Source organism: Streptomyces sp. NPDC028991, from assembly GCF_055564775.1.
Map to the genome: position 1 here is coordinate 173,408 of NZ_JBVHVP010000009.1, position 18,148 is coordinate 191,555.

Sequence of the window (18,148 nt, forward strand, 5' to 3'; positions counted from 1 at the left end):
GCGTGCCGCGTCGATGGGGCGGCAATTCCGATGGTGTGTACAGGTATTTTGCTCAGTCGTAACGCGCGCCGGGGACTGTGCGGCGGGCCCCCAGGTGTTTACGTGGTGATGGACATTCCGGGATAGCTCGTCACGGAGGTATGCCATGGCTGACGCCGCGCTGCGGCTGCAGAGCCTCTTCGAACAGTTGCTGGGAGCACCACTCCCGGTGCGCATCCGCGCCTGGGACGGTTCGCAGGCGGGTCCGCCGGGCGCGCCCACACTCGTCGTCCACAACCGCCGGGCCCTGCGGCGCCTGCTGTTCAAGCCGGGCGAGCTGGGCCTGGCCCGCGCCTGGGTGGCCGGTGACCTGGGTGTCGACGGTGACCTTTACACCACCCTCGACCTGATGGCCGGCCTCGTCTGGGAGCGCGGTGAGGACGCCCGCGGCCTGGGCGAGGCCCTCCGCGACCCCGAGGTCCGGGCCGCCGTACGCGGCCTGGTCAGGCTCGCCGGGCCGCCCCTGCCGCCCGCCCCGCCGCCGGAGGAGGTCCGCCGGGCCCGCGGCCACCTGCACACCAAGCGCAGCGACAGACGCGCCATCAGCCACCACTACGACGTCGGCAACGACTTCTACGAGCTGGTCCTCGGCCCGTCCATGGTGTACTCCTGCGCCTACTGGCCGGCGCTCCCGGCCGAGGGCGGCACCCTGGAGGACGCCCAGCGCGACAAGCTCGAACTGGTCGGCCGAAAGCTCGCCCTGACCCCCGGTCAGCGCCTCCTCGACGTCGGCTGCGGCTGGGGTTCCATGGCGATCCACGCGGCCCGCGAGCACGGCGTGAGCGTCGTCGGCGTCACGCTCTCCCAGGAGCAGGCCGCGTTCGCCCGCAAGCGCGTCGCCGGCGAGGGGCTCACCGACCGGGTGGAGATCCGCGTCCAGGACTACCGGGACGTCGCGGACGGGCCGTACGACGCCATCTCGTCCATCGGTATGGCCGAGCACGTCGGCGCCGAGCGGTACCTGGAGTACGCCGTCGACCTGTTCAGGCTCCTCAAGCCCGGCGGTCGGCTGCTGAACCACCAGATCGCCCGCCGCCCCCGTCGGGACGAGTCCGTCTACAGCGTGGACGAGTTCATCGACGCCTACGTCTTCCCCGACGGCGAACTGGCCCCCGTCGGCACCACCGTCACACAGCTGGAGCGCGCCGGGTTCGAGGTGCGCGACGTGGAGTCGATCCGCGAGCACTACGCGCTCACCCTGCGCCGCTGGGTCGCCAACCTGGAGTCCGAATGGGCGGCGGCCACGAGGCTGGTCACCCCCGGCCGCGCCCGTGTCTGGCAGCTGTACATGGCCGCCTCGGCGCTCGCCTTCGAGCGCAACCGCATCGGCGTCAACCAGGTCCTCGCCGTGAAGACCCCCGAGCCGGGCCGCTCCGGCATGCCGCTGCGCGCCCGCACCTGGAACTGAGCCCACGCCCCGCGCACGCGCGAGGGCCCCGCTCCCACCCGGGAACGGGGCCCTCCTCGCACCTGCCGGCTGCTCCGCCGCGCGGGCCGGTCCGCCGTACCGGCGGTGTGCCGACGGGGCCGGTCCGCCGTACCGGCTACTCCGCCTTGATGGCCTGGAGCGTGTTCAGGCGCGCCGCCCTGCGGGCCGGCCACAGCGCCGCCAGGACGCCCACGACGGCGGCCAGCAGCAGGAAGACGCCCATCCGGCCCCAGGGCAGGACCAGTTCGTACGTCGGAACGGAGGTGCCCATCAGCTCGCCGCCCGCCCAGCCGAAGAACACGCCGAGCCCGATGCCGAGCACCCCGCCGAAGAGGGAGATCACCAGGGACTCCAGGCGGACCATCCGCTTGATGCCCCGGCGGTCGAGGCCGATCGCCCGCAGCATGCCGATCTCCTGGGAGCGTTCGAAGACCGACATGGCCAGGGTGTTGATGACACCGAGGACCGCCACGATCACCGCCATGGCCAGCAGGCCGTAGAGCATGTTCAGCATCAGTGTCATATTTTTCGCGATCTCGTTGGAGACGTCCTGCTTGTCCTGGATCTTGATCGCCGGGTTGGTGTCGAGCGCCTGCTCCAGGCTGTCCTTCGAGGCCGCCGAGGTCCCGTCGGACATCTTCACCATGACCCGCATGTCGACCGGGTCGGACTGGTGCGGGGCGAGGTTGGCCAGGTCGATCATGATGCCGCGGAAAAGGTCGTTGCCCTCGTACACCCCGGTGACCGTGAGCTTCTGCTTCGCGCCGTCCTCGTACGCGGCGGTGAAGGTGGAGCCGGCCTTCCAGCCGCGGTCCTTCGCGGTGTCGGCGTCGACGGCGACCTTGTCGCCGCCCACCTCGAAGGTGCCCTGCTCGACCTTGAGGTCGGTCAGCTCGCCGATCGTGGACCCGTTGACGCCGGTGAGGTATGCGGTCTCGCCGCCGATGCGGGACTCCGCGTCGCGCAGCGGGCTGATGGCGCTGACCCCGTCCGCCCCGGCCAGCGTCTTGGCCACGTCCGGCGAGAGCTGGGTGCGGTTGGCCATGGAGACCACGTAGTCGGCCTTGATCGACTCCGACGCCATCTTGTCGATCGATTTCTGCAGGCTGCCCGCCATCACCGTCATGCCGGTGATCAGGGTCAGGCCGATCATCAGCGCGGAGGCGGTCGCGGCGGTGCGGCGCGGGTTGCGCACCGAGTTCTGCCGGGCCAGCTTGCCCGAGATGCCGAACACGCGCAGCACCGGCGCGGCGGCGGCGATCAGCGGCCTCGACAGCAGCGGCGTCAGGATGAACACGCCGATGATCAGCAGCACCGCGCCCATGGCCATCGGGGCCTGTCCGTCCGAACCGCTCATCGACGTCGCCCCGAGGACGACCGCGATGCCGGCGGCGGAGACCAGCGCGCCCAGCGTGTTGCGCAGTACCAGTGACTTGGCCGTGGCCTTGGCGTGCACGCTGCTCATGGCCGCGACCGGCGGGATCCTCGCCGCCCGGCGGCCCGGCAGCCACGCCGCCAGCATGGTGACCAGGACACCGACCACGAGGGCCGCGACGATCGTGCCGGGCGAGACAACCAGCGGACCGTCGGGCACCACGGCGCCCATCGAGCCCATCAGGGAGCGCATCCCGGCGCCGATGCCGATGCCCGCGAGCAGACCGGTCACCGCGGCGACGACGCCCACCACGAACGCCTCGATCAGCACCGACCGCGTGACCTGCCGGCGGGAGGCGCCGACCGCCCGCATCAGGGCCAGCTCCTTGGTGCGCTGGGCGACCAGCATGGTGAAGGTGTTGGCGATGATGAACGTGCCGACGAACAGCGCGATGCCGGCGAACACCAGCAGCCCCTGCTTCATGCTGCTCATCGACGAGGCGATCGTCTCCGCCTGGTCGTCGGCCAGCTCCTTGCCGGTGGTGGTCTCGACGAGGTCCCTCGGCAGCGCCTTGTCCAGCTCCGCCTTCAGCGCGGTCTGGGTGACGCCGGGCTTCGCCTGGACGTCGATCGAGTCGAAGGCGCCGGCCTTGCCGAAGAGCTTCTGCGCGGTCGCCGTGTCGAACAGGGTGAGGCTGCCGCCGGCCGCGACGTTGCCGTCGTCGGTGGTGAAGACGCCGACGACCTTCGGGTTGAGCACCGGGCCGTCGACGGACATCCGCACGGTGTCACCGACGCCGTAACCGGTGCGCTTCGCGGTCTCGGAGTCGATGAGGATCTCGCCCGCGCCCTTCGGGGCGTGCCCGGCGGTCAGCGGGTAGCGGGGGTCCTTCTCGCCCCAGTAGTTGCCGCCCTTGGTGCTCCAGCCGTCACCGATCAGATCGCCGTCCTTGTCGGCGACGGCGGTGAAGCCGGAGACCACGCCCACGGCGGAGGCCGCGCCGGGCACCTTCGCGCTCTCGTCCAGGTGGGCCCGGGTCAGCTCGGGGACCTCGCCGACCTTGTCGCCCTCGGAGTCCTGGTACTCGGCGGTCACGGCGACGTCGACGTGGTCGAAGCCCTTGGCGGAGCTGTTCTGCAGGGCGTCGGAGATGGTGTTGGTGAAGACCAGGGTGCCCGACACGAACGCCACGCCGAGCATCACGGCGAGCACGGTCATCAACAACCTGGCCTTGTGCGCGAAGACATTGCGCAAGGCGGTACGGAACATGGGTCTTCTCAGTCCAGACGTACGTACGAGAGGTACGGGGTGGGCGGGCGGACGTCAGCTGGTGCGGCCCTTGGCGTCGAACTGCTTCATGCGGTCCAGCACCGAGTCGGCCGTCGGCCCGTACACCTCGTCGACGACGCGTCCGTCCGCGAGGAAGACCACCCGGTCCGCGTAGGCGGCGGCCACCGGGTCGTGGGTCACCATCACCACGGTCTGCCCCAGCTCCCGCACCGAGTTGCGCAGGAAGCCCAGCACCTCGGCGCCCGAACGGGAGTCGAGGTTTCCGGTCGGCTCGTCACCGAAGATGATCTCCGGCCGGGAGGCCAGCGCCCGGGCCACGGCCACCCGCTGCTGCTGGCCGCCGGAGAGCTGGGAGGGACGGTGGCCGAGCCGGTCGGCCAGCCCGATCATCCGGATCACGGAGTCCAGCCACTGCTTGTCCGGCTTGCGGCCCGCGATGTCCATCGGGAGAGTGATGTTCTCCAGCGCGGTCAGCGTCGGCAGCAGGTTGAACGCCTGGAAGATGAAACCGATCTTGTCCCGGCGCAACTTGGTCAGCTGCTTGTCCTTCAGGGAGCCCAGTTCCGTGTCGCCGATGCGCACCGAGCCGGAGGAGAAGGTGTCCAGTCCGGCGACGCAGTGCATCAGCGTGGACTTGCCGGAGCCGGAGGGGCCCATGATCGCGGTGAACTCGGCCTGCCGGAAGTCGACGGAGACCCGGTCCAGGGCGACCACCTGGGTCTCACCCTGGCCGTAGATCTTGGAAAGCTCCGTGGCGCGTGCGGCCACGGTGGTGGTCCGGTCGGCGATGGGTGCGGTGGTCACGGGAAGGGCGCTCCTGTCGGTACGGCGTGTGCTCGGGGACGTTCTCCATCCTTCCGGCCGCGGGACGCCGTGTAGTCAGCCGCTGTTCCGGTTTCGAGGGGCGACTTCGGTCGGACGGCGCGGGCCGGTGTCATACCTGCGGATGACGGGTGACCCTGACGGGCCCGCCGCGGCGCCTCGCGGTGCGAGAACGGGGCGGACGTCCTTGTAGAGACGGTGAAATTCCGTCATTCCGCATGCGCGGCCGACGGCCGCACGCAAGGGTCTTGGCGAGTGTGGATGGCCTGCCCCCGGAGCTGATGCTCCCTCAGGCGCCAATAAAATAAGACAACATCGGCCCGCCCGCCCGCTGTTCGAGGGGCGCGCCCCGATAGGCTCGGGGCACTCGACGCGGAGCCCATGGCCTGCCCGGATGGTGGAATGCAGACACGGCGAGCTTAAACCTCGCTGCCCCTTCGGGGGCGTGCCGGTTCAAGTCCGGCTCCGGGCACCTCCGAGTCGCCGACCCCTCGATACTTCCCCTCGGACCGTTGACAGCGGCTTGCTCACGGCCGGAGACTCATCCCAGTTTGGTGAAGAAATCTTCACTACGCGAACCACGATGCCCGCGGCAACGCGATCGGCGCGGCAACGCGGCAACGCGGGCAGCCACGCGGCAACGACGACAATCGAAGGGAACGACCGATGCGCACCACCGTCGGCATCATCGGGGCCGGCCCCGCCGGACTCCTCCTCGCCCGGCTGCTCCGCAACGCCGGGATCGACTCGGTCGTCCTGGAGAGCCGCGGCCGTGCCTACGTCGAGCGGCGGCAGCGCGCCGGAATCCTGGAGCAGGGCACCGTGGACGTGCTGCGCGCCGCCGGGGCCGGAGAGCGGATGGACCGCGAGGGGCTGCCCCACGACGGCATCGAGCTGCGGTTCGCGAAGCGGCGCCACCGCGTCGACTTTCCCGCCCTCACCGGCGGCAGGTCGGTCATGGTCTACGCCCAGACCGAGGTCTGCAAGGACCTCATCGCCCTCCAGCTGAAGCAGGGCGGCCCGCTGCTGTTCGAGGCCGAGGCGCTCGCCGTGGACGGCGCCGAGACCGACCGCCCGCGCGTCCGCTTCCGGCAGGGGGGCGTGGAGGACGTCCTGGAGTGCGACTACGTCGTCGGCTGCGACGGCTTCCGGGGCGTGGCCCGGGGAGCGTTCCCGGCCGGATCGAGCCGCGCCTTCGAGCGGACGTACCCCTTCGGCTGGCTCGGCATCCTCGCCGACGTCGCCCCCTCCCACGACGAGCTGGTCTACGCCCGCCACGACCGCGGCTTCGCCCTTCTCTCCATGCGCTCCCCGTCCGTCTCCCGCCTCTACCTCCAGGTGCCCGCGGACACGGACGCCGAGAGCTGGAGCGACGAGGAGATCTGGGCGGAACTGGACCGCCGCTTCGAGACCGACGACGACTGGGTCCTCAACCGGGGCCCGATCACCCAGAAGACGGTCACCCCCATGCGCTCCCACGTCCACGAGCCCATGCGGCACGGCCGTCTCTTCCTGGCAGGCGACGCCGCGCACATCGTGCCGCCCACCGGCGCCAAGGGGCTCAACCTCGCCGTCGGGGACGTCGTCACCTTCGCGCGGGCGCTGGTCCGCCGCACGGAGACCGGCTCCGACGAACTCCTGGACGCCTACTCCGAGACCTGCCTGCGCCGCGTCTGGCAGGCCGAGCGCTTCTCGTACGACATGACGGCCCTCCTGCACCGCGCCCCCGACGCGACCCCCTTCGAGGAGCGGCTCCAGCTCGCCCGCCTCGACCGGATCGCCACCTCCCGCGCCGCCGAGACCGACCTCGCCGAGGCGTACACCGGTTTCCCGATCGGGTGAGTGGTACCCGGCCCCGCGCACGACCCCGCCCGTGAGGGGAATCACTGATCGGCGTAGCGTGTTGTGCGGCAAGGCGAGGGAAAGATCCTCCCCAAGCAGTAGGGTCATTCCTTTGCCGTTCTATTACTCTTGAGCCAAGGCTGCGCCGTGTGGCCATGGAGGAGTGAAATGAGGAGCAGAAACCCGGTCTTCTCGCGACGGGGGTTCAGCCGCGACAACGGCTACGCGGGCTTCAACGCCGCGCCGCAGGCCGGGGGCCCCGCCGTCGCCACCCAGGGAAACCCGTACGCGCAGGGCGCTCCGTACGCCCAGCCCGCCGGCAACCCCTACGCGCAGAACCCGTACGCACAGCAGGACCAGCAGTACGGCGCGCCGCCGCAGGCGCCGGTCACCACCGGCCGGATGACGATGGACGACGTCGTCATCCGCACGGCGAGCACGCTCGGCGTGCTCGTGGTGACGGCCGCGCTCGCCTGGGCGCTGCTGCCCGTGGACGACGCCAACATCGGCCGCTCCTACGGCATCGGTATCGGTGCCGCGCTGATCGGCATGGTCCTGGCGCTCGTCCAGGCCTTCAAGCGCAAGGCCTCGCCGGCGCTGATCCTGTCGTACGCGGCGTTCGAGGGTGTCTTCCTCGGCGTCGTCTCCAGCGTCGTCGACAACCGAATCGCCGACGGCGCGGCCATGCAGGCCGTGATCGGCACGATGGCGGTCTTCGCCGGTGTGCTGATCGCCTACAAGGCCGGCTGGATCCGCGTCAACCGCCGCTTCTACGGCTTCGTGATGGCGGCCGCCCTCGGCTTCGTCTTCCTGATGATGGTGAACCTGCTGTTCGCCGTCTTCGGCGGCGGTGACGGCCTCGGCTTCCGCAGCGGCACGCTGGGGATCGTCTTCGGTGTCGTCGGCATCATCCTCGGCGCCTGCTTCCTGGCCATGGACTTCAAGCAGGTCGAGGACGGCTTGGCCTACGGCGCCCCGCGCGAGGAGGCCTGGCTCGCCGCCTTCGGCCTCACGCTGACGCTGGTGTGGCTGTACCTGGAGTTCCTGCGGCTGATCGCGATCTTGAACAGCAGCGACTAGCGGCGACGAGCGGCGACTCGACAGAGCGCTTCGTGACGAAGGGCCCCGGGCTTGTGCCCGGGGCCCTTCCTCGTCGTGGCGGCGGCGCGTGCTCAGCGCAGCTTGCGCGCGGCCCTTCTCAGGTCGTACTCGTGGATGATCGCCTTCGCGTGGCCGTACGCGAGGTCGTGTTCGTGACGGAGCCAGCTGACCTTCTCCTCGAAGCGGAAGAGCGAGGGGCCGTCCTCGACGGTGCGCAGCCAGTCGGAGATCTCACGACCGGTGCAGTGCGGGATGCGGGCGAGCATGTTGCGATGGGTCTCCTCGGAGAAGACTTGGGACATCGGCGCCTCCGGGCGAAAGGGGTTGTAAGCCGGTCCTTCAGGTCACCGTGCCTGAGCGTTCGCCCGTTGGCAACAGTCCCGGAGGGGCGCGTACGCTCACGCCGTGGTTGATACGACGCCTTTGACCCGTGCCGTGGACGACTTCGCCGACCGGCTGCGGGCCGCCCCGCAGAGCAGACTGCAACGCGGGGCCGCCGCCGAGGCGCTGGAGCTGGCCAGGGAGCTGGCCCGGCGCGCCCAGCTCGTGGAGGAACCGGGGACGGAGCCGCGGGTGATGCCGGACGCGGGGATGTTCGCCGCCGCCGACCAGATCGCCGTCGCCGCGCACGACCTGACCCTCGTGCTGAGCGACGAGGGCCAGGTGGAAGAAGCGGTGGGGCTGGTGGAGGAGGCCCGCAAGCGGGCCGGGGTCTGACGAGACGGGCCCGGAAACGACGGGGAAGTGACCGGACGGACGATCAGGCGGACGACCGGACGGACGACCAGGCGGACGACTGGACGGATGGACGGACGATCAGGCGGACGACTGGATGGACGACCAGGCGGACGACCGGACGGACGACTAGACGGACGCGATGACGCGGTCCGCCAGGATGTACACGTTCTCCTCGCCGCAGGCGAAGGTCAGCGTGTAGGCGCCGGAGATTCCCGAGCCGCCCAGGAGGTACGGAGTCTGGCCCGCGCCCAGCGCGGCGGCCAGGCGCTCCGCGGTCTCGCGGTGCCCCGGCGTCATGCACAGCGTGGTGCCGTCGGCGAAGACGTACACGTCGAGCGTGCCCAGCGGCCCCGGGCGGACGTCCGCCAGCGCGACGCTCGACTCGGCCAGCTCCTCGAGGGTGGCGACGGTGCGCTCGTGGTCGCCCACGGCCGGCGACTGGTTCGGTACGAAGTCCGGGTGCGAGGGGTGGCGGCGGCGGGCGGCGGCCAGCTCGGCGGACTCCCTCGGGCCCGCGTCCATCGCCGCGGGCTCGTCGGTGTCCGCGCCGGGCTCGGCCACCGGCTCCAGGCCCACGAGATCGGCCTGCCGGGGCAGGAACAGTTCACTGTCGGACAGCCCGAGCAGCAGCGGCGCGTCGGAGGCGTCCCGGGACTCCTGGGCGGCCCAGAAGGCCCGGGCCTCGGCGAGCTCGCGCTCACGCTCCTCGGCGAGCGCCTCGGCGACGGCGGCGCGTATCTCCTCGGCGTCGGCGGTGGTGCGGGCCGCTGGCACACGGCCCCGCGTGGCGGCGGCCCGGCTCTCGGCCAGCTCGGTGCGCAGGGCCGTCGCCGTCCTGCGCAGCACCAGAATGCTGCGCAGGACGGCGACGCCCACGGCGCCCGTGGCGGCCGTGGTGAGCAGCAGGGCGATCGGCATGGCGCTCACTGACGTACTCCCGGTTCAAAGTCGACCCCCGACTTCCTACATCAGCTTGAAGGGAGGACTAACCGTCTGTCAGTGCGTAACGTCACGAAACGGACAGGACTTTGTGCCCGGAAGGTAGGGGTGTGGTTGCTCTGACCTGCGTAAATCCAGGGGGCTGGAGAGGTAGGTCACATCCTGGGGCAGATTGGGTCACAAAACGGCCCAGAACCCCGGCGTGAAAGGGGTTCCGGGCCGCGGTGTCACGCTCGGTCCGCGGGATGCTACTGACGGTCCCTCGGAGGGTGTCAGCTCAGGCGCTCGATGACCATGGCCATGCCCTGGCCGCCGCCGACGCACATGGTCTCCAGGCCGAACTGCTTGTCGTGCGTCTGGAGGGAGTTGATCAGCGTGCCGGTGATGCGGGCGCCGGTCATGCCGAAGGGGTGGCCGACGGCGATGGCACCGCCGTTGACGTTCAGTTTCTCCAGCGGGATGCCGAGGTCGCGGTAGGAGGGGATGACCTGCGCGGCGAACGCCTCGTTGATCTCCACCAGGTCGATGTCGTCGATGGCCAGGCCGGCGCGCGACAGCGCCTGCTTGCTCGCCTCGACCGGACCGAGGCCCATGATCTCGGGGGAGAGGCCGGAAACGCCGGTGGAGACGATGCGGGCGAGCGGGGTCAGGCCCAGCTCGCGGGCCTTGGTGTCGCTCATGATCACGACGGCGGCGGCGCCGTCGTTGAGCGGGCAGCAGTTGCCGGCGGTGACCAGGCCGTCGGGACGGAAGACCGGCTTGAGGCCCTGGACGCCCTCCAGGGTGACGCCGGCGCGGGGGCCGTCGTCCTTGGAGACGACCGTGCCGTCGGGGAGGGTCACCGGGGTGATCTCGCGCTCCCAGAAGCCGTTCTTGATGGCTTCCTCGGCGAGGTTCTGCGAGCGGACGCCGAACTCGTCCATGTCCTGCCGGGTGATGCCCTTGGCGCGGGCGAGGTTCTCCGCCGTCTGGCCCATCGCGATGTACGGGTCCGGCACCAGGCCGTCCTCGCGCGGGTCGTGCCAGGTGGTGCCCTCCTGCTGGGCGACCTCGGCGGTACGGGCCTCCGCCTCGGCGAACAGCGGGTTACGGGTGTCCGGCAGGCTGTCCGAGTTGCCCTTGGCGAACCGGGAGACCATCTCGACGCCGGCCGAGATGAAGACGTCGCCCTCGCCGGCCTTGATGGCGTGCAGGGCCATGCGGGAGGTCTGCAGGGACGAGGAGCAGTACCGGGTGACGGTGCAGCCGGGCAGGTGGTCCATGCCCATCTCGACGGCGACGATCCGGCCGAGGTTGTTGCCCTGCTCGCCGCCGGGCAGACCGCAGCCGAGCATCAGGTCGTCGATGTCCCGCGGGTCCAGCTCGGGGACCTTGGCGAGAGCGGCCTGGATGATCGTGGCGGCGAGGTCGTCGGGGCGCAGGTCCTTGAGGGAGCCCTTGAAGGCGCGGCCGATGGGGGAGCGGGTGGCTGAGACGATCACGGCTTCGGGCATCACGGCTCCAGTGGCAAGAGGTTGGGCGGCTGCTGGGGAAGTTACCCGGACGTATGGTCCGGGTCACGGGTGCGGGAGTGTGACATGGACCGCAACTTTCTAAGCGCTTGCTTGGGGGTGCGGCGGCTGAGCGTTCCCACGTGCCGGGGGCTCATGGCCGGCACCCCCGGGGGACCGCGCCCCCCAGCCCCCGCTCCGGTCTGGACGGCCCGTCCTCAGACGCCGGACGGGCTGGTGGGTTCCGCCTCCGACACCCGGCGCCGCCGCCGGCGCTTGAGCAGCGCCCACGGCCCCCGCGGTCCGGTCGGCATCGCGGCGGCGACCTCCGTGCCCGCCTCGGACGCGGCCTCCGCCGCCGCCCGGGCCACCGGCAGGAACCCCTCGCGGCGCAGCGCGTCGGGACGCTCCTCCTCGGCCGGCCACAGGCCGAGCGCGGCGCACACCGACGGCAGCACCGCCATCGCGGCCGTGGCGTATCCCTCGGCCGAGGGGTGGTAGTTGTCGGGGCCGAACAGCTCCCGCGGATTCTGCGCGAACTCCGGGCCCAGTAGATCGCCCAGCGACACCGTGCGCCCGCCCTGCTCCACCACGCCGATCGTCTGCGCCGCCGCCAACTGCCGCGAGGTCCGCCGGGCCAGCCAGCGCAGCGGCTGCCGCACCCGCTCGATCGTGCCCAGGTCCGGGCAGGTGCCGACCACCACCTCCGCGCCGGCCGTACGCAGCCGCCGTACCGCCCCCGACAGGTGCCGCACCGAGCGGGTCGCCGGCATCCGGTGGGTGACGTCGTTGGCGCCGATCATGATCACGCAGATGTCGGGGACGCCCCCCGGATCCGCCAGTACCAGCGCCACCTGCCGGTCCAGGTCGTCCGAACAGGCCCCCGGCGCCGCCACCGACCCCAGCTCCACCGGCCGCTCCGCCACCGCCGCCAGCCCCGACGCCAGCAGCGCGCCCGGCGTCTGCCCGGCCCGGTGTACGCCCTGCCCGGCGGCCGTGGAATCGCCCAGCATCGTCAGCCGCAGCGGCGGCTCGCCGGCCGTCGGCAGGGTGCCGCCGTACAGCCCCTGTGCGTTCGGCACCCGGTCCGGTGTGCCGATGCCCACCCGGCGTCTGGCCAGCTGCACCTCCGCCAGGAGCAGACCGACCGCGGCCGCACCGGCCAGTCCGATGCCGCCGCCGCCGTACGCCGCGCCGGCCGCGATCCGCCGGGCCACCCTCGCCCTCGACATGCTCGTCATACGTCGCCGCCACCTCCTCCAACCCGTACACCCACTGCTTGCCCCGTACGGACGGTCGCCCAATCTCAACGGGGAGTGAACGACCGTCACGGGGCATCGCGGGCCCGGCAGGCCATAGGCTGGCTGGACCGATACCGACCACATCTTTTGCAGCATCCGGAGACCACGGTGCATTTCCACGACTCGATGATCAGCCTCGTCGGCAACACCCCGCTGGTGCGGCTCAACAGCGTGACCAAGGGCATCAGGGCGACCGTCCTGGCCAAGGTGGAGTACTTCAACCCGGGCGGCTCGGTGAAGGACCGCATCGCCCTGCGCATGATCGAGGCCGCCGAGCAGAGCGGAGCCCTGCGGCCGGGCGGCACGATCGTCGAGCCGACCAGCGGCAACACGGGCGTGGGGCTCGCGATCGTGGCCCAGCAGAAGGGCTACAAGTGCATCTTCGTCTGCCCTGACAAGGTGTCCACCGACAAGATCAACGTGCTGCGCGCGTACGGCGCCGAGGTGGTCGTGTGCCCGACGGCGGTCGACCCCGAGCACCCGGACTCCTACTACAACGTCTCCGACCGGCTGGTCCGCGAGACGCCGGGCGCCTGGAAGCCGGACCAGTACTCCAACCCGCACAACCCGCTCTCCCACTACCACTCGACCGGCCCCGAGCTGTGGGAACAGACGGAGGGGAAGATCACCCACTTCGTCACCGGCGTCGGCACCGGAGGCACCATCTCCGGCACCGGCCGGTACCTGAAGGAGGTCAGCGACGGCGCGGTCAAGGTGGTCGGCGCCGACCCCGAGGGCTCGGTGTACTCCGGCGGCTCCGGGCGCCCCTACCTCGTCGAGGGCGTCGGTGAGGACTTCTGGCCGACGGCGTACGACCGGAACGTCGCCGACGAGATCGTCGCCGTCTCCGACAAGGACTCCTTCCAGATGACCCGCCGCCTCGCCAAGGAGGAGGGCCTGCTGGTCGGCGGCTCCTGCGGGATGGCGGTCGTCGCCGCGCTGGAGGTGGCGGCGCGGCTCGGCGAGGACGACGTGGTCGTCGTGCTCCTCCCGGACAGCGGTCGCGGCTACCTCAGCAAGATCTTTAACGACGAGTGGATGGCCGACTACGGCTTCCTGGAGGACGCCGGCCCCAGCGCGCGCGTCGCCGACGTCCTGAACCACAAGGAGGGCGGCCACATCCCCTCCCTCGTCCACATGCACCCGGACGAGACGGTCGGTCAGGCCATCGACGTCCTGCGCGAGTACGGCGTCTCCCAGATGCCGATCGTCAAGCCCGGCGCCGGTCACCCGGACGTGATGGCCGCCGAGGTGGTCGGCTCGGTCGTGGAACGCGAGCTGCTGGACGCGCTGTTCGCCAAGCGCGCCTCGCTGGAGGACCCGCTGGAGAAGCACATGTCGGCCCCGCTGCCGCAGGTCGGCTCCGGTGAGCCGGTCGCGGACCTGATGTCGGTGCTCGGCGAGGCCGACGCGGCGATCGTGCTCGTCGAGGGCAAGCCGACCGGTGTGGTGAGCCGTCAGGACCTGCTGTCGTTCCTCGCGAAGAGCTGAAGAGCTGAAGAGCTGAAGAGCTGACGTGGCGCGAAGCGCTGGTGAACGCCCGGCGAACCAGCGGTTCGCGAGCCCGGCTCGAGGCGCCCGGTGATCTCCGCGGACTTCGCGGAAGCGGTACGCGCGCGACACGTTCGCGCAGCACACGCTTAACACGCGTCCGGGAGAGTGAGGTTGTCGGCAGGACGGGAGCGGCTCCCCGTCCCGGCCGGCACCGAACGGCGTCAAGGACCTTCCGGAGCGGCTCCCGGACCTCCATGGACGCCACGGGCGCGCCGCCCGGCCGTGAGGCCCGGCACCGCGCGTCCCCCGCGGGGACCGCCGTCGTCCCGCCCCCCAGCGATGGGGGTGCGGCGGTCCCCGCGCAGTCCTTCCCGCCCACCGGCTCCGCTCCTGCCGCCCTCAGTCCTCCCAGGCGTCGTCCTTGCCGGCGCGGCGACGGCGTCCGAAGAGGCCCGGGTTGGTCCGGGCGACCTGGACGACGTTGACGCCGACGATGCCGGCCCAGGCGACCAGCAGCCCGGGGAGGCCGGAGACGCCGCCGCCGATCGCGGACAGCGGTACCGCCAGCACCAGCGAGACGATGCCGAAGCCGAAACGCTCCCCGAAGGAGTCCGTGGGCCTCGGCGACCGGCTGTCCCGGGCCGCCGCCATCTGCTGCTCGGCGAGCTGCCGGCGTACCCGGCGCTCGACCGTTCCGTCGATGCGCTGGTCGACCTTCTCCAGGAAGGAGTCGACCAGCGCGGACTCGTACTCCTCGCCGAGCTCCCTGCGGGTCTGCAGGGTGGCGTCGAGTTCCTTCTTGAGGTCGGTGTCCCGCCCGTCCATTCCCGTCATGGCTTCCACGGTAGGCAGCCGGGGTGCCGTCGGCACTGGGGGTAGCCCCCGCTTTCCGGCGGGGGCGGGCGGGAGGAGACGCTCGGCGTCGTGCGGGCCGCGACCTCGCTGTATAACGGTATGCAGAAATCGGGGACGGTGAATAGCGGCGAGGGGGAGCACGTGGGGAGCACGCCATGAGCGGGGCCGGCGGGACGAGCGGGGCCGACAGCGCGGCCGCGCGGCTGCAGACGCTCTTCGAGGGGCACCGGCTGACGCCGACCCAGCGGCGCATCGCGCACAGCATGGTGCGGCGCGCCTCCGAGGTGCCCTTCCTGTCCAGCGTGGAGCTGGCCGAGCTGGCCGGAGTCAGCCAGCCGTCCGTGACCCGCTTCGCCGTCGCCCTCGGCTTCGACGGCTACCCGGCGCTGCGCCGCCATCTGCGCGAGGTCGCCCCCGCGGAACCGGCGGCGGACACCGGCTCCTGCAACGAGTACCAGCAGGCGGTGGAGGCCGAGATCGAGAACCTGCGCCACCTGGCGGAGGCGCTCGCCGACCCCGGGCCGGTACGGGAGGCGGGCCGGATCCTGGCCGCCGGCCGGCCCCTGCCGGTCCTCGGGCTGCGGGCCGCGGCGGCCCAGGCGCACGGCTTCGCCTACTTCGCCGCCAAGGTCCACCCCGACGTCCGGTTCCTGGGCGAGGGCGGCACGATGCTCCACGACCGCATCGACGCCGCTGCCCGGGCCGGGGCGACGGCCCTGCTCTGCTTCGCCCTGCCCCGGCATCCCCGCGAGGTCGTCGACGCACTCGCCCACGCCAAGGAGGCGGGGCTCACGGTGGTGACCGTCGCCGACTCCGCCTTCGCGCCGGTCGCCAAGGTGTCCGACCTGCTGCTGCCCGCCGCCGTCGGCACCGGCCTCGCCTTCGACACCGCCTGCGCGCCGATGCTGCTCGGCCGGGTGCTGCTGGAGGCCATGTGCGACGACCTGCCGGACGCCCAGGCCCGGCTCGAGGAGTTCGACACGAAGGCGGCCGCCCGGGGTCTCTTCGTGGACTGAGGCGGGTGGAGACGAGGTCGCCGGCACCGGCGGCCGTGTTCTCAGATTCGTCTCACCTTCTCCCGTTAACCTGCCTTGCCTCACACCCTTCAGACGCATGGCGGGAAGCGGAACGGAACAGGAGGCCGGACGTGGCGCGCGGAGGACAGGGGCTGGCTCGGGTCGCCGTCGTCGTACGGGCGGGGGCGGCACCGTTGTGGTGGCTGGGCGTACTCGCGGCGGGCATCGGGGTGCTGGTGCCGGGGCTGACCGGACGCCGGATCGGCGTCCTGGCGGGCGCCGCGCTGTTCATCGTCGCGGCGGCGGTCGTCGCGTCCGTGCGCCGAAGGCGGTACACCGCCCTGGCCCGCTCGGCCGCCCGCGCGGGCAAGCACGACGTGCTCCAGGACCGCGCGGTGACGGTACGCAACTGGCGCCGGGGCCACCGCTGGTGGCTCCTGCTCTCCTTCGCCGCCGCTCTGGGCAGCGCCTTCGCCGTCCCCGCCGCCGCCGGACTGCTGATGGCCGGGTGCGGCACCGGTCTGTGGCTGAAGTCCGCCTGGATCGGCCGCCGCGAACAGGCCGAGAACGTCCTGCTGTGGGTCCGCGTGGACTGGCTCGCCCGCAACGCCGGCCGCCCTGCGGGCAAGGCGGTCCGCGCCTACCGCAGTACGGGCATCGCGGCGGGCGACGCGGCCCCGGGCGGGGCCCGGCGGAAGACGGCGGCGCTGGTGTGACGCCGGGGAGGGGGCCGGGTCGGTTCGGGCACGGGCGCGGGTTGGGGCACGGGTACGGGTACGGGTTGGAGTACGGGCTCGGGTTGGGGCATGGGTACGGGTTGGAGTACGGGCTCGGGTTGGGGCACGGGTGCGGGTGCGTCGTGGCTGGTCGCGCCCACGTGGCGGTAGCCGCCAATGTCACAGCCCCGTGCCCCTGAGGGCGCCATCCGAGCCGCGTCGTGATCCGGGCGGGGACGTCAGCGCCTCCGGGACGTCAGGGTGTCCGGGACGTCAGCGCGTCCGCGTGCGCCCCGCCCGCCTCCGACACGATCTCCGCCACCGACTGGGCCTCTCGCACGGTCGCGAAGGCGACTCCCCCGGAGCCGTCCGCACCGAACCCGTAGACCCCGGGCCGGGCCAGCGAGTTGTACGCGTAGTGGTGCGCGAAGTAATACGCACCCGTGTCCAGGGCCGCCGCGTAGTCCCCCTGCTCCAGCAACGGCATCGCCCGGCCCACGGCCAGCAGGTCCCCCGCGAAGCACGCCGGCCCCGCCACGTCCTGCACCACGTCCGCCCCCTGCTTCGGCAACCCCTTGCCGTCGTACGCGGCGATCCGCAGCGGCCACGCCCCCGGCGCGTACACCGTCCGCGTGGCGACCTGCACGCCGGCGTGCGTCACCGCGACCGGCCGCCCCCCGGCGCTCTTGGCGTACTCCACGCGCGCCACCACCGTGCCGTGCTTGGCCAGCAGGGACCGCCCGAACTCGGTGACCAGCCCGTACCGCCCGTCGAAGAGCCCCGGCACGGCCTCGCGCAGCACGCGCGCGTACTCGGCGTACGTCGGTGTCGTCTCGTCCGAGGCGAAGTTGACCGGCAGTCCACCACCGATGTCGAGTGTGTCGACCTGCCGACGACCGGCCCGCTCGTTGATCTCCTCGGCGAGCGCGTACGTCTCGGCCACGCCCTCGGCCATCAAGGTCAGCGGAATGCCCTGTGACCCGGTGTGCGCGTGCAGCCGGGTCAGCCACGGCCGGTCCAGGTACGCCCGTACCACCCACTCGCGCGCCCCCTCGTCGCGCAGCGCCACCCCGAACTTCGAGGTCGCCGTCGCCGTCGACAATGCCTCGATGGACCCGCCGCCGACCTGGGGGTTGACCCGGATGCCGAGCGGGGAGCGGTTCGTGGAGCGGTTCGCCCCCTCGGCCAGCAGGCCGTCGAGGCGCTTCAGCTCCTGCGGATTGTCGGCGTTGACCGCGATGCCCAGCGCCAGCGCCTCCCGCAGCTCGCCCGGCGTCTTGGCGGGCGAGTCCAGCACCGTCCGCTCCGGCGGCACCCCCGCCGCCCGCGCCAGCGCCAGCTCCCCCGGGCTCGCGACCTCCGCGCCGATGCCCTCCTCGTGCAGCAGCCGCAGCACCGGGACCAGTGGGGTCGCCTTCACCGCGAAGGCGTGCAGCACGGGCGTCCCGGCCGCCGTCACCGACTCGAACGCCGCCCGCAGTGCCGCCGCCGACTCCCGGATCCCGGCGACGTCCAGCAGCCCGACGATGGGGGTGCCGGGTCCGAGCAGCCCCTGCTCCACGGCCGCCCGCACCGCCTGGTCCCGCCGGGCCGCCGGCTCCGCGTCGGTGCCGCCGAGGCCACCGCTCGTGCCGTTGCGGCCACCTCTTGTGCCCGTGCTCATGCCGTCGAGGCCACCGCTCATGCCCGTGCCCGTGCCGT

At 71.9% G+C, this 18,148-nt stretch carries 15 protein-coding genes and 1 tRNA gene; 8 read left to right on the forward strand and 8 right to left on the reverse strand.

The features are described from left to right. Positions 1 to 145: 145 nt before the first annotated feature. A complete protein-coding gene (locus tag ACZ4V1_RS20190; RefSeq protein ID WP_468337728.1) occupies positions 146 to 1,447 on the forward strand; it encodes a class I SAM-dependent methyltransferase in 1,302 nt (433 codons plus the stop codon). Between the two features lie 136 nt (positions 1,448 to 1,583). Here ACZ4V1_RS20190 and ACZ4V1_RS20195 read toward each other — a convergent pair whose 3' ends face one another. Both ACZ4V1_RS20195 and ACZ4V1_RS20200 read right to left on the reverse strand, forming a co-directional pair. After that, complete coding sequence (locus tag ACZ4V1_RS20195; protein ID WP_468337731.1) at positions 1,584 to 4,112, reverse strand: ABC transporter permease; 2,529 nt, start codon at positions 4,110 to 4,112, stop codon at positions 1,584 to 1,586. Positions 4,113 to 4,166: 54 nt separating this feature from the next. After that, positions 4,167 to 4,937, reverse strand: a complete 771-nt coding sequence (locus ACZ4V1_RS20200) for an ABC transporter ATP-binding protein (RefSeq protein ID WP_468337734.1) — start codon at positions 4,935 to 4,937, stop codon at positions 4,167 to 4,169. A 406-nt stretch (positions 4,938 to 5,343) separates the two neighbouring features. Here ACZ4V1_RS20200 and ACZ4V1_RS20205 point away from each other — a divergent pair. The 3 genes from ACZ4V1_RS20205 (at position 5,344) to ACZ4V1_RS20215 (ending at position 7,877) form a co-directional block, all read left to right on the forward strand. After that, positions 5,344 to 5,427, forward strand: a tRNA-Leu gene (locus ACZ4V1_RS20205). A gap of 194 nt (positions 5,428 to 5,621) precedes the next feature. Continuing rightward, positions 5,622 to 6,797, forward strand: a complete 1,176-nt coding sequence (locus tag ACZ4V1_RS20210; protein WP_468337737.1) for a 4-hydroxybenzoate 3-monooxygenase — start codon at positions 5,622 to 5,624, stop codon at positions 6,795 to 6,797. A 168-nt stretch (positions 6,798 to 6,965) separates the two neighbouring features. After that, the gene (locus ACZ4V1_RS20215; RefSeq protein WP_468337740.1) at positions 6,966 to 7,877 is read left to right on the forward strand and encodes a Bax inhibitor-1/YccA family protein; all 912 of its coding nucleotides are present in this window, start codon (positions 6,966 to 6,968) and stop codon (positions 7,875 to 7,877) included. 92 nt (positions 7,878 to 7,969) lie between these two features. Here ACZ4V1_RS20215 and ACZ4V1_RS20220 read toward each other — a convergent pair whose 3' ends face one another. Beyond that, entirely contained in the window at positions 7,970 to 8,200 is a 231-nt protein-coding gene (locus ACZ4V1_RS20220) for a DUF4287 domain-containing protein (protein WP_055417294.1), read from the reverse strand. A gap of 103 nt (positions 8,201 to 8,303) precedes the next feature. Here ACZ4V1_RS20220 and ACZ4V1_RS20225 point away from each other — a divergent pair, with 103 nt between their 5' ends. Next, complete coding sequence (locus ACZ4V1_RS20225; protein WP_468337743.1) at positions 8,304 to 8,615, forward strand: hypothetical protein; 312 nt, start codon at positions 8,304 to 8,306, stop codon at positions 8,613 to 8,615. A 147-nt stretch (positions 8,616 to 8,762) separates the two neighbouring features. On the opposite strand, the gene ACZ4V1_RS20230 is transcribed toward ACZ4V1_RS20225, so the two are convergent. The 3 genes from ACZ4V1_RS20230 to ACZ4V1_RS20240 form a co-directional block, all read right to left on the reverse strand. After that, on the reverse strand, positions 8,763 to 9,563 hold the full coding sequence (locus ACZ4V1_RS20230) for a hypothetical protein (protein WP_468337745.1): 801 nt from the start codon (positions 9,561 to 9,563) through the stop codon (positions 8,763 to 8,765). Positions 9,564 to 9,847: 284 nt separating this feature from the next. Then, positions 9,848 to 11,068, reverse strand: a complete 1,221-nt coding sequence (locus ACZ4V1_RS20235; RefSeq protein ID WP_468337748.1) for an acetyl-CoA C-acetyltransferase — start codon at positions 11,066 to 11,068, stop codon at positions 9,848 to 9,850. 215 nt (positions 11,069 to 11,283) lie between these two features. After that, positions 11,284 to 12,306, reverse strand: a complete 1,023-nt coding sequence (locus ACZ4V1_RS20240; RefSeq protein WP_468337751.1) for an SGNH/GDSL hydrolase family protein — start codon at positions 12,304 to 12,306, stop codon at positions 11,284 to 11,286. Positions 12,307 to 12,474: 168 nt separating this feature from the next. On the opposite strand from ACZ4V1_RS20240, the gene ACZ4V1_RS20245 reads away from it, so the two are divergent. Beyond that, positions 12,475 to 13,857, forward strand: coding sequence for a cystathionine beta-synthase (locus tag ACZ4V1_RS20245; protein ID WP_468337754.1), 1,383 nt, complete (start codon positions 12,475 to 12,477; stop codon positions 13,855 to 13,857). 402 nt (positions 13,858 to 14,259) lie between these two features. Here ACZ4V1_RS20245 and ACZ4V1_RS20250 read toward each other — a convergent pair whose 3' ends face one another. Further along, positions 14,260 to 14,694, reverse strand: a complete 435-nt coding sequence (locus tag ACZ4V1_RS20250; RefSeq protein ID WP_468337757.1) for a hypothetical protein — start codon at positions 14,692 to 14,694, stop codon at positions 14,260 to 14,262. A gap of 176 nt (positions 14,695 to 14,870) precedes the next feature. Here ACZ4V1_RS20250 and ACZ4V1_RS20255 point away from each other — a divergent pair, with 176 nt between their 5' ends. Both ACZ4V1_RS20255 and ACZ4V1_RS20260 read left to right on the forward strand, forming a co-directional pair. Then, entirely contained in the window at positions 14,871 to 15,731 is an 861-nt protein-coding gene (locus ACZ4V1_RS20255; RefSeq protein WP_468337760.1) for a MurR/RpiR family transcriptional regulator, read from the forward strand. A 131-nt stretch (positions 15,732 to 15,862) separates the two neighbouring features. Next, complete coding sequence (locus ACZ4V1_RS20260) at positions 15,863 to 16,447, forward strand: hypothetical protein (protein ID WP_468337763.1); 585 nt, start codon at positions 15,863 to 15,865, stop codon at positions 16,445 to 16,447. Between the two features lie 256 nt (positions 16,448 to 16,703). Here the strand turns inward: ACZ4V1_RS20260 and ACZ4V1_RS20265 are convergent, their stop codons facing one another. Next, on the reverse strand, positions 16,704 to 18,110 hold the full coding sequence (locus ACZ4V1_RS20265; RefSeq protein WP_468337936.1) for a type III PLP-dependent enzyme domain-containing protein: 1,407 nt from the start codon (positions 18,108 to 18,110) through the stop codon (positions 16,704 to 16,706). Positions 18,111 to 18,148 lie beyond the last annotated feature (38 nt).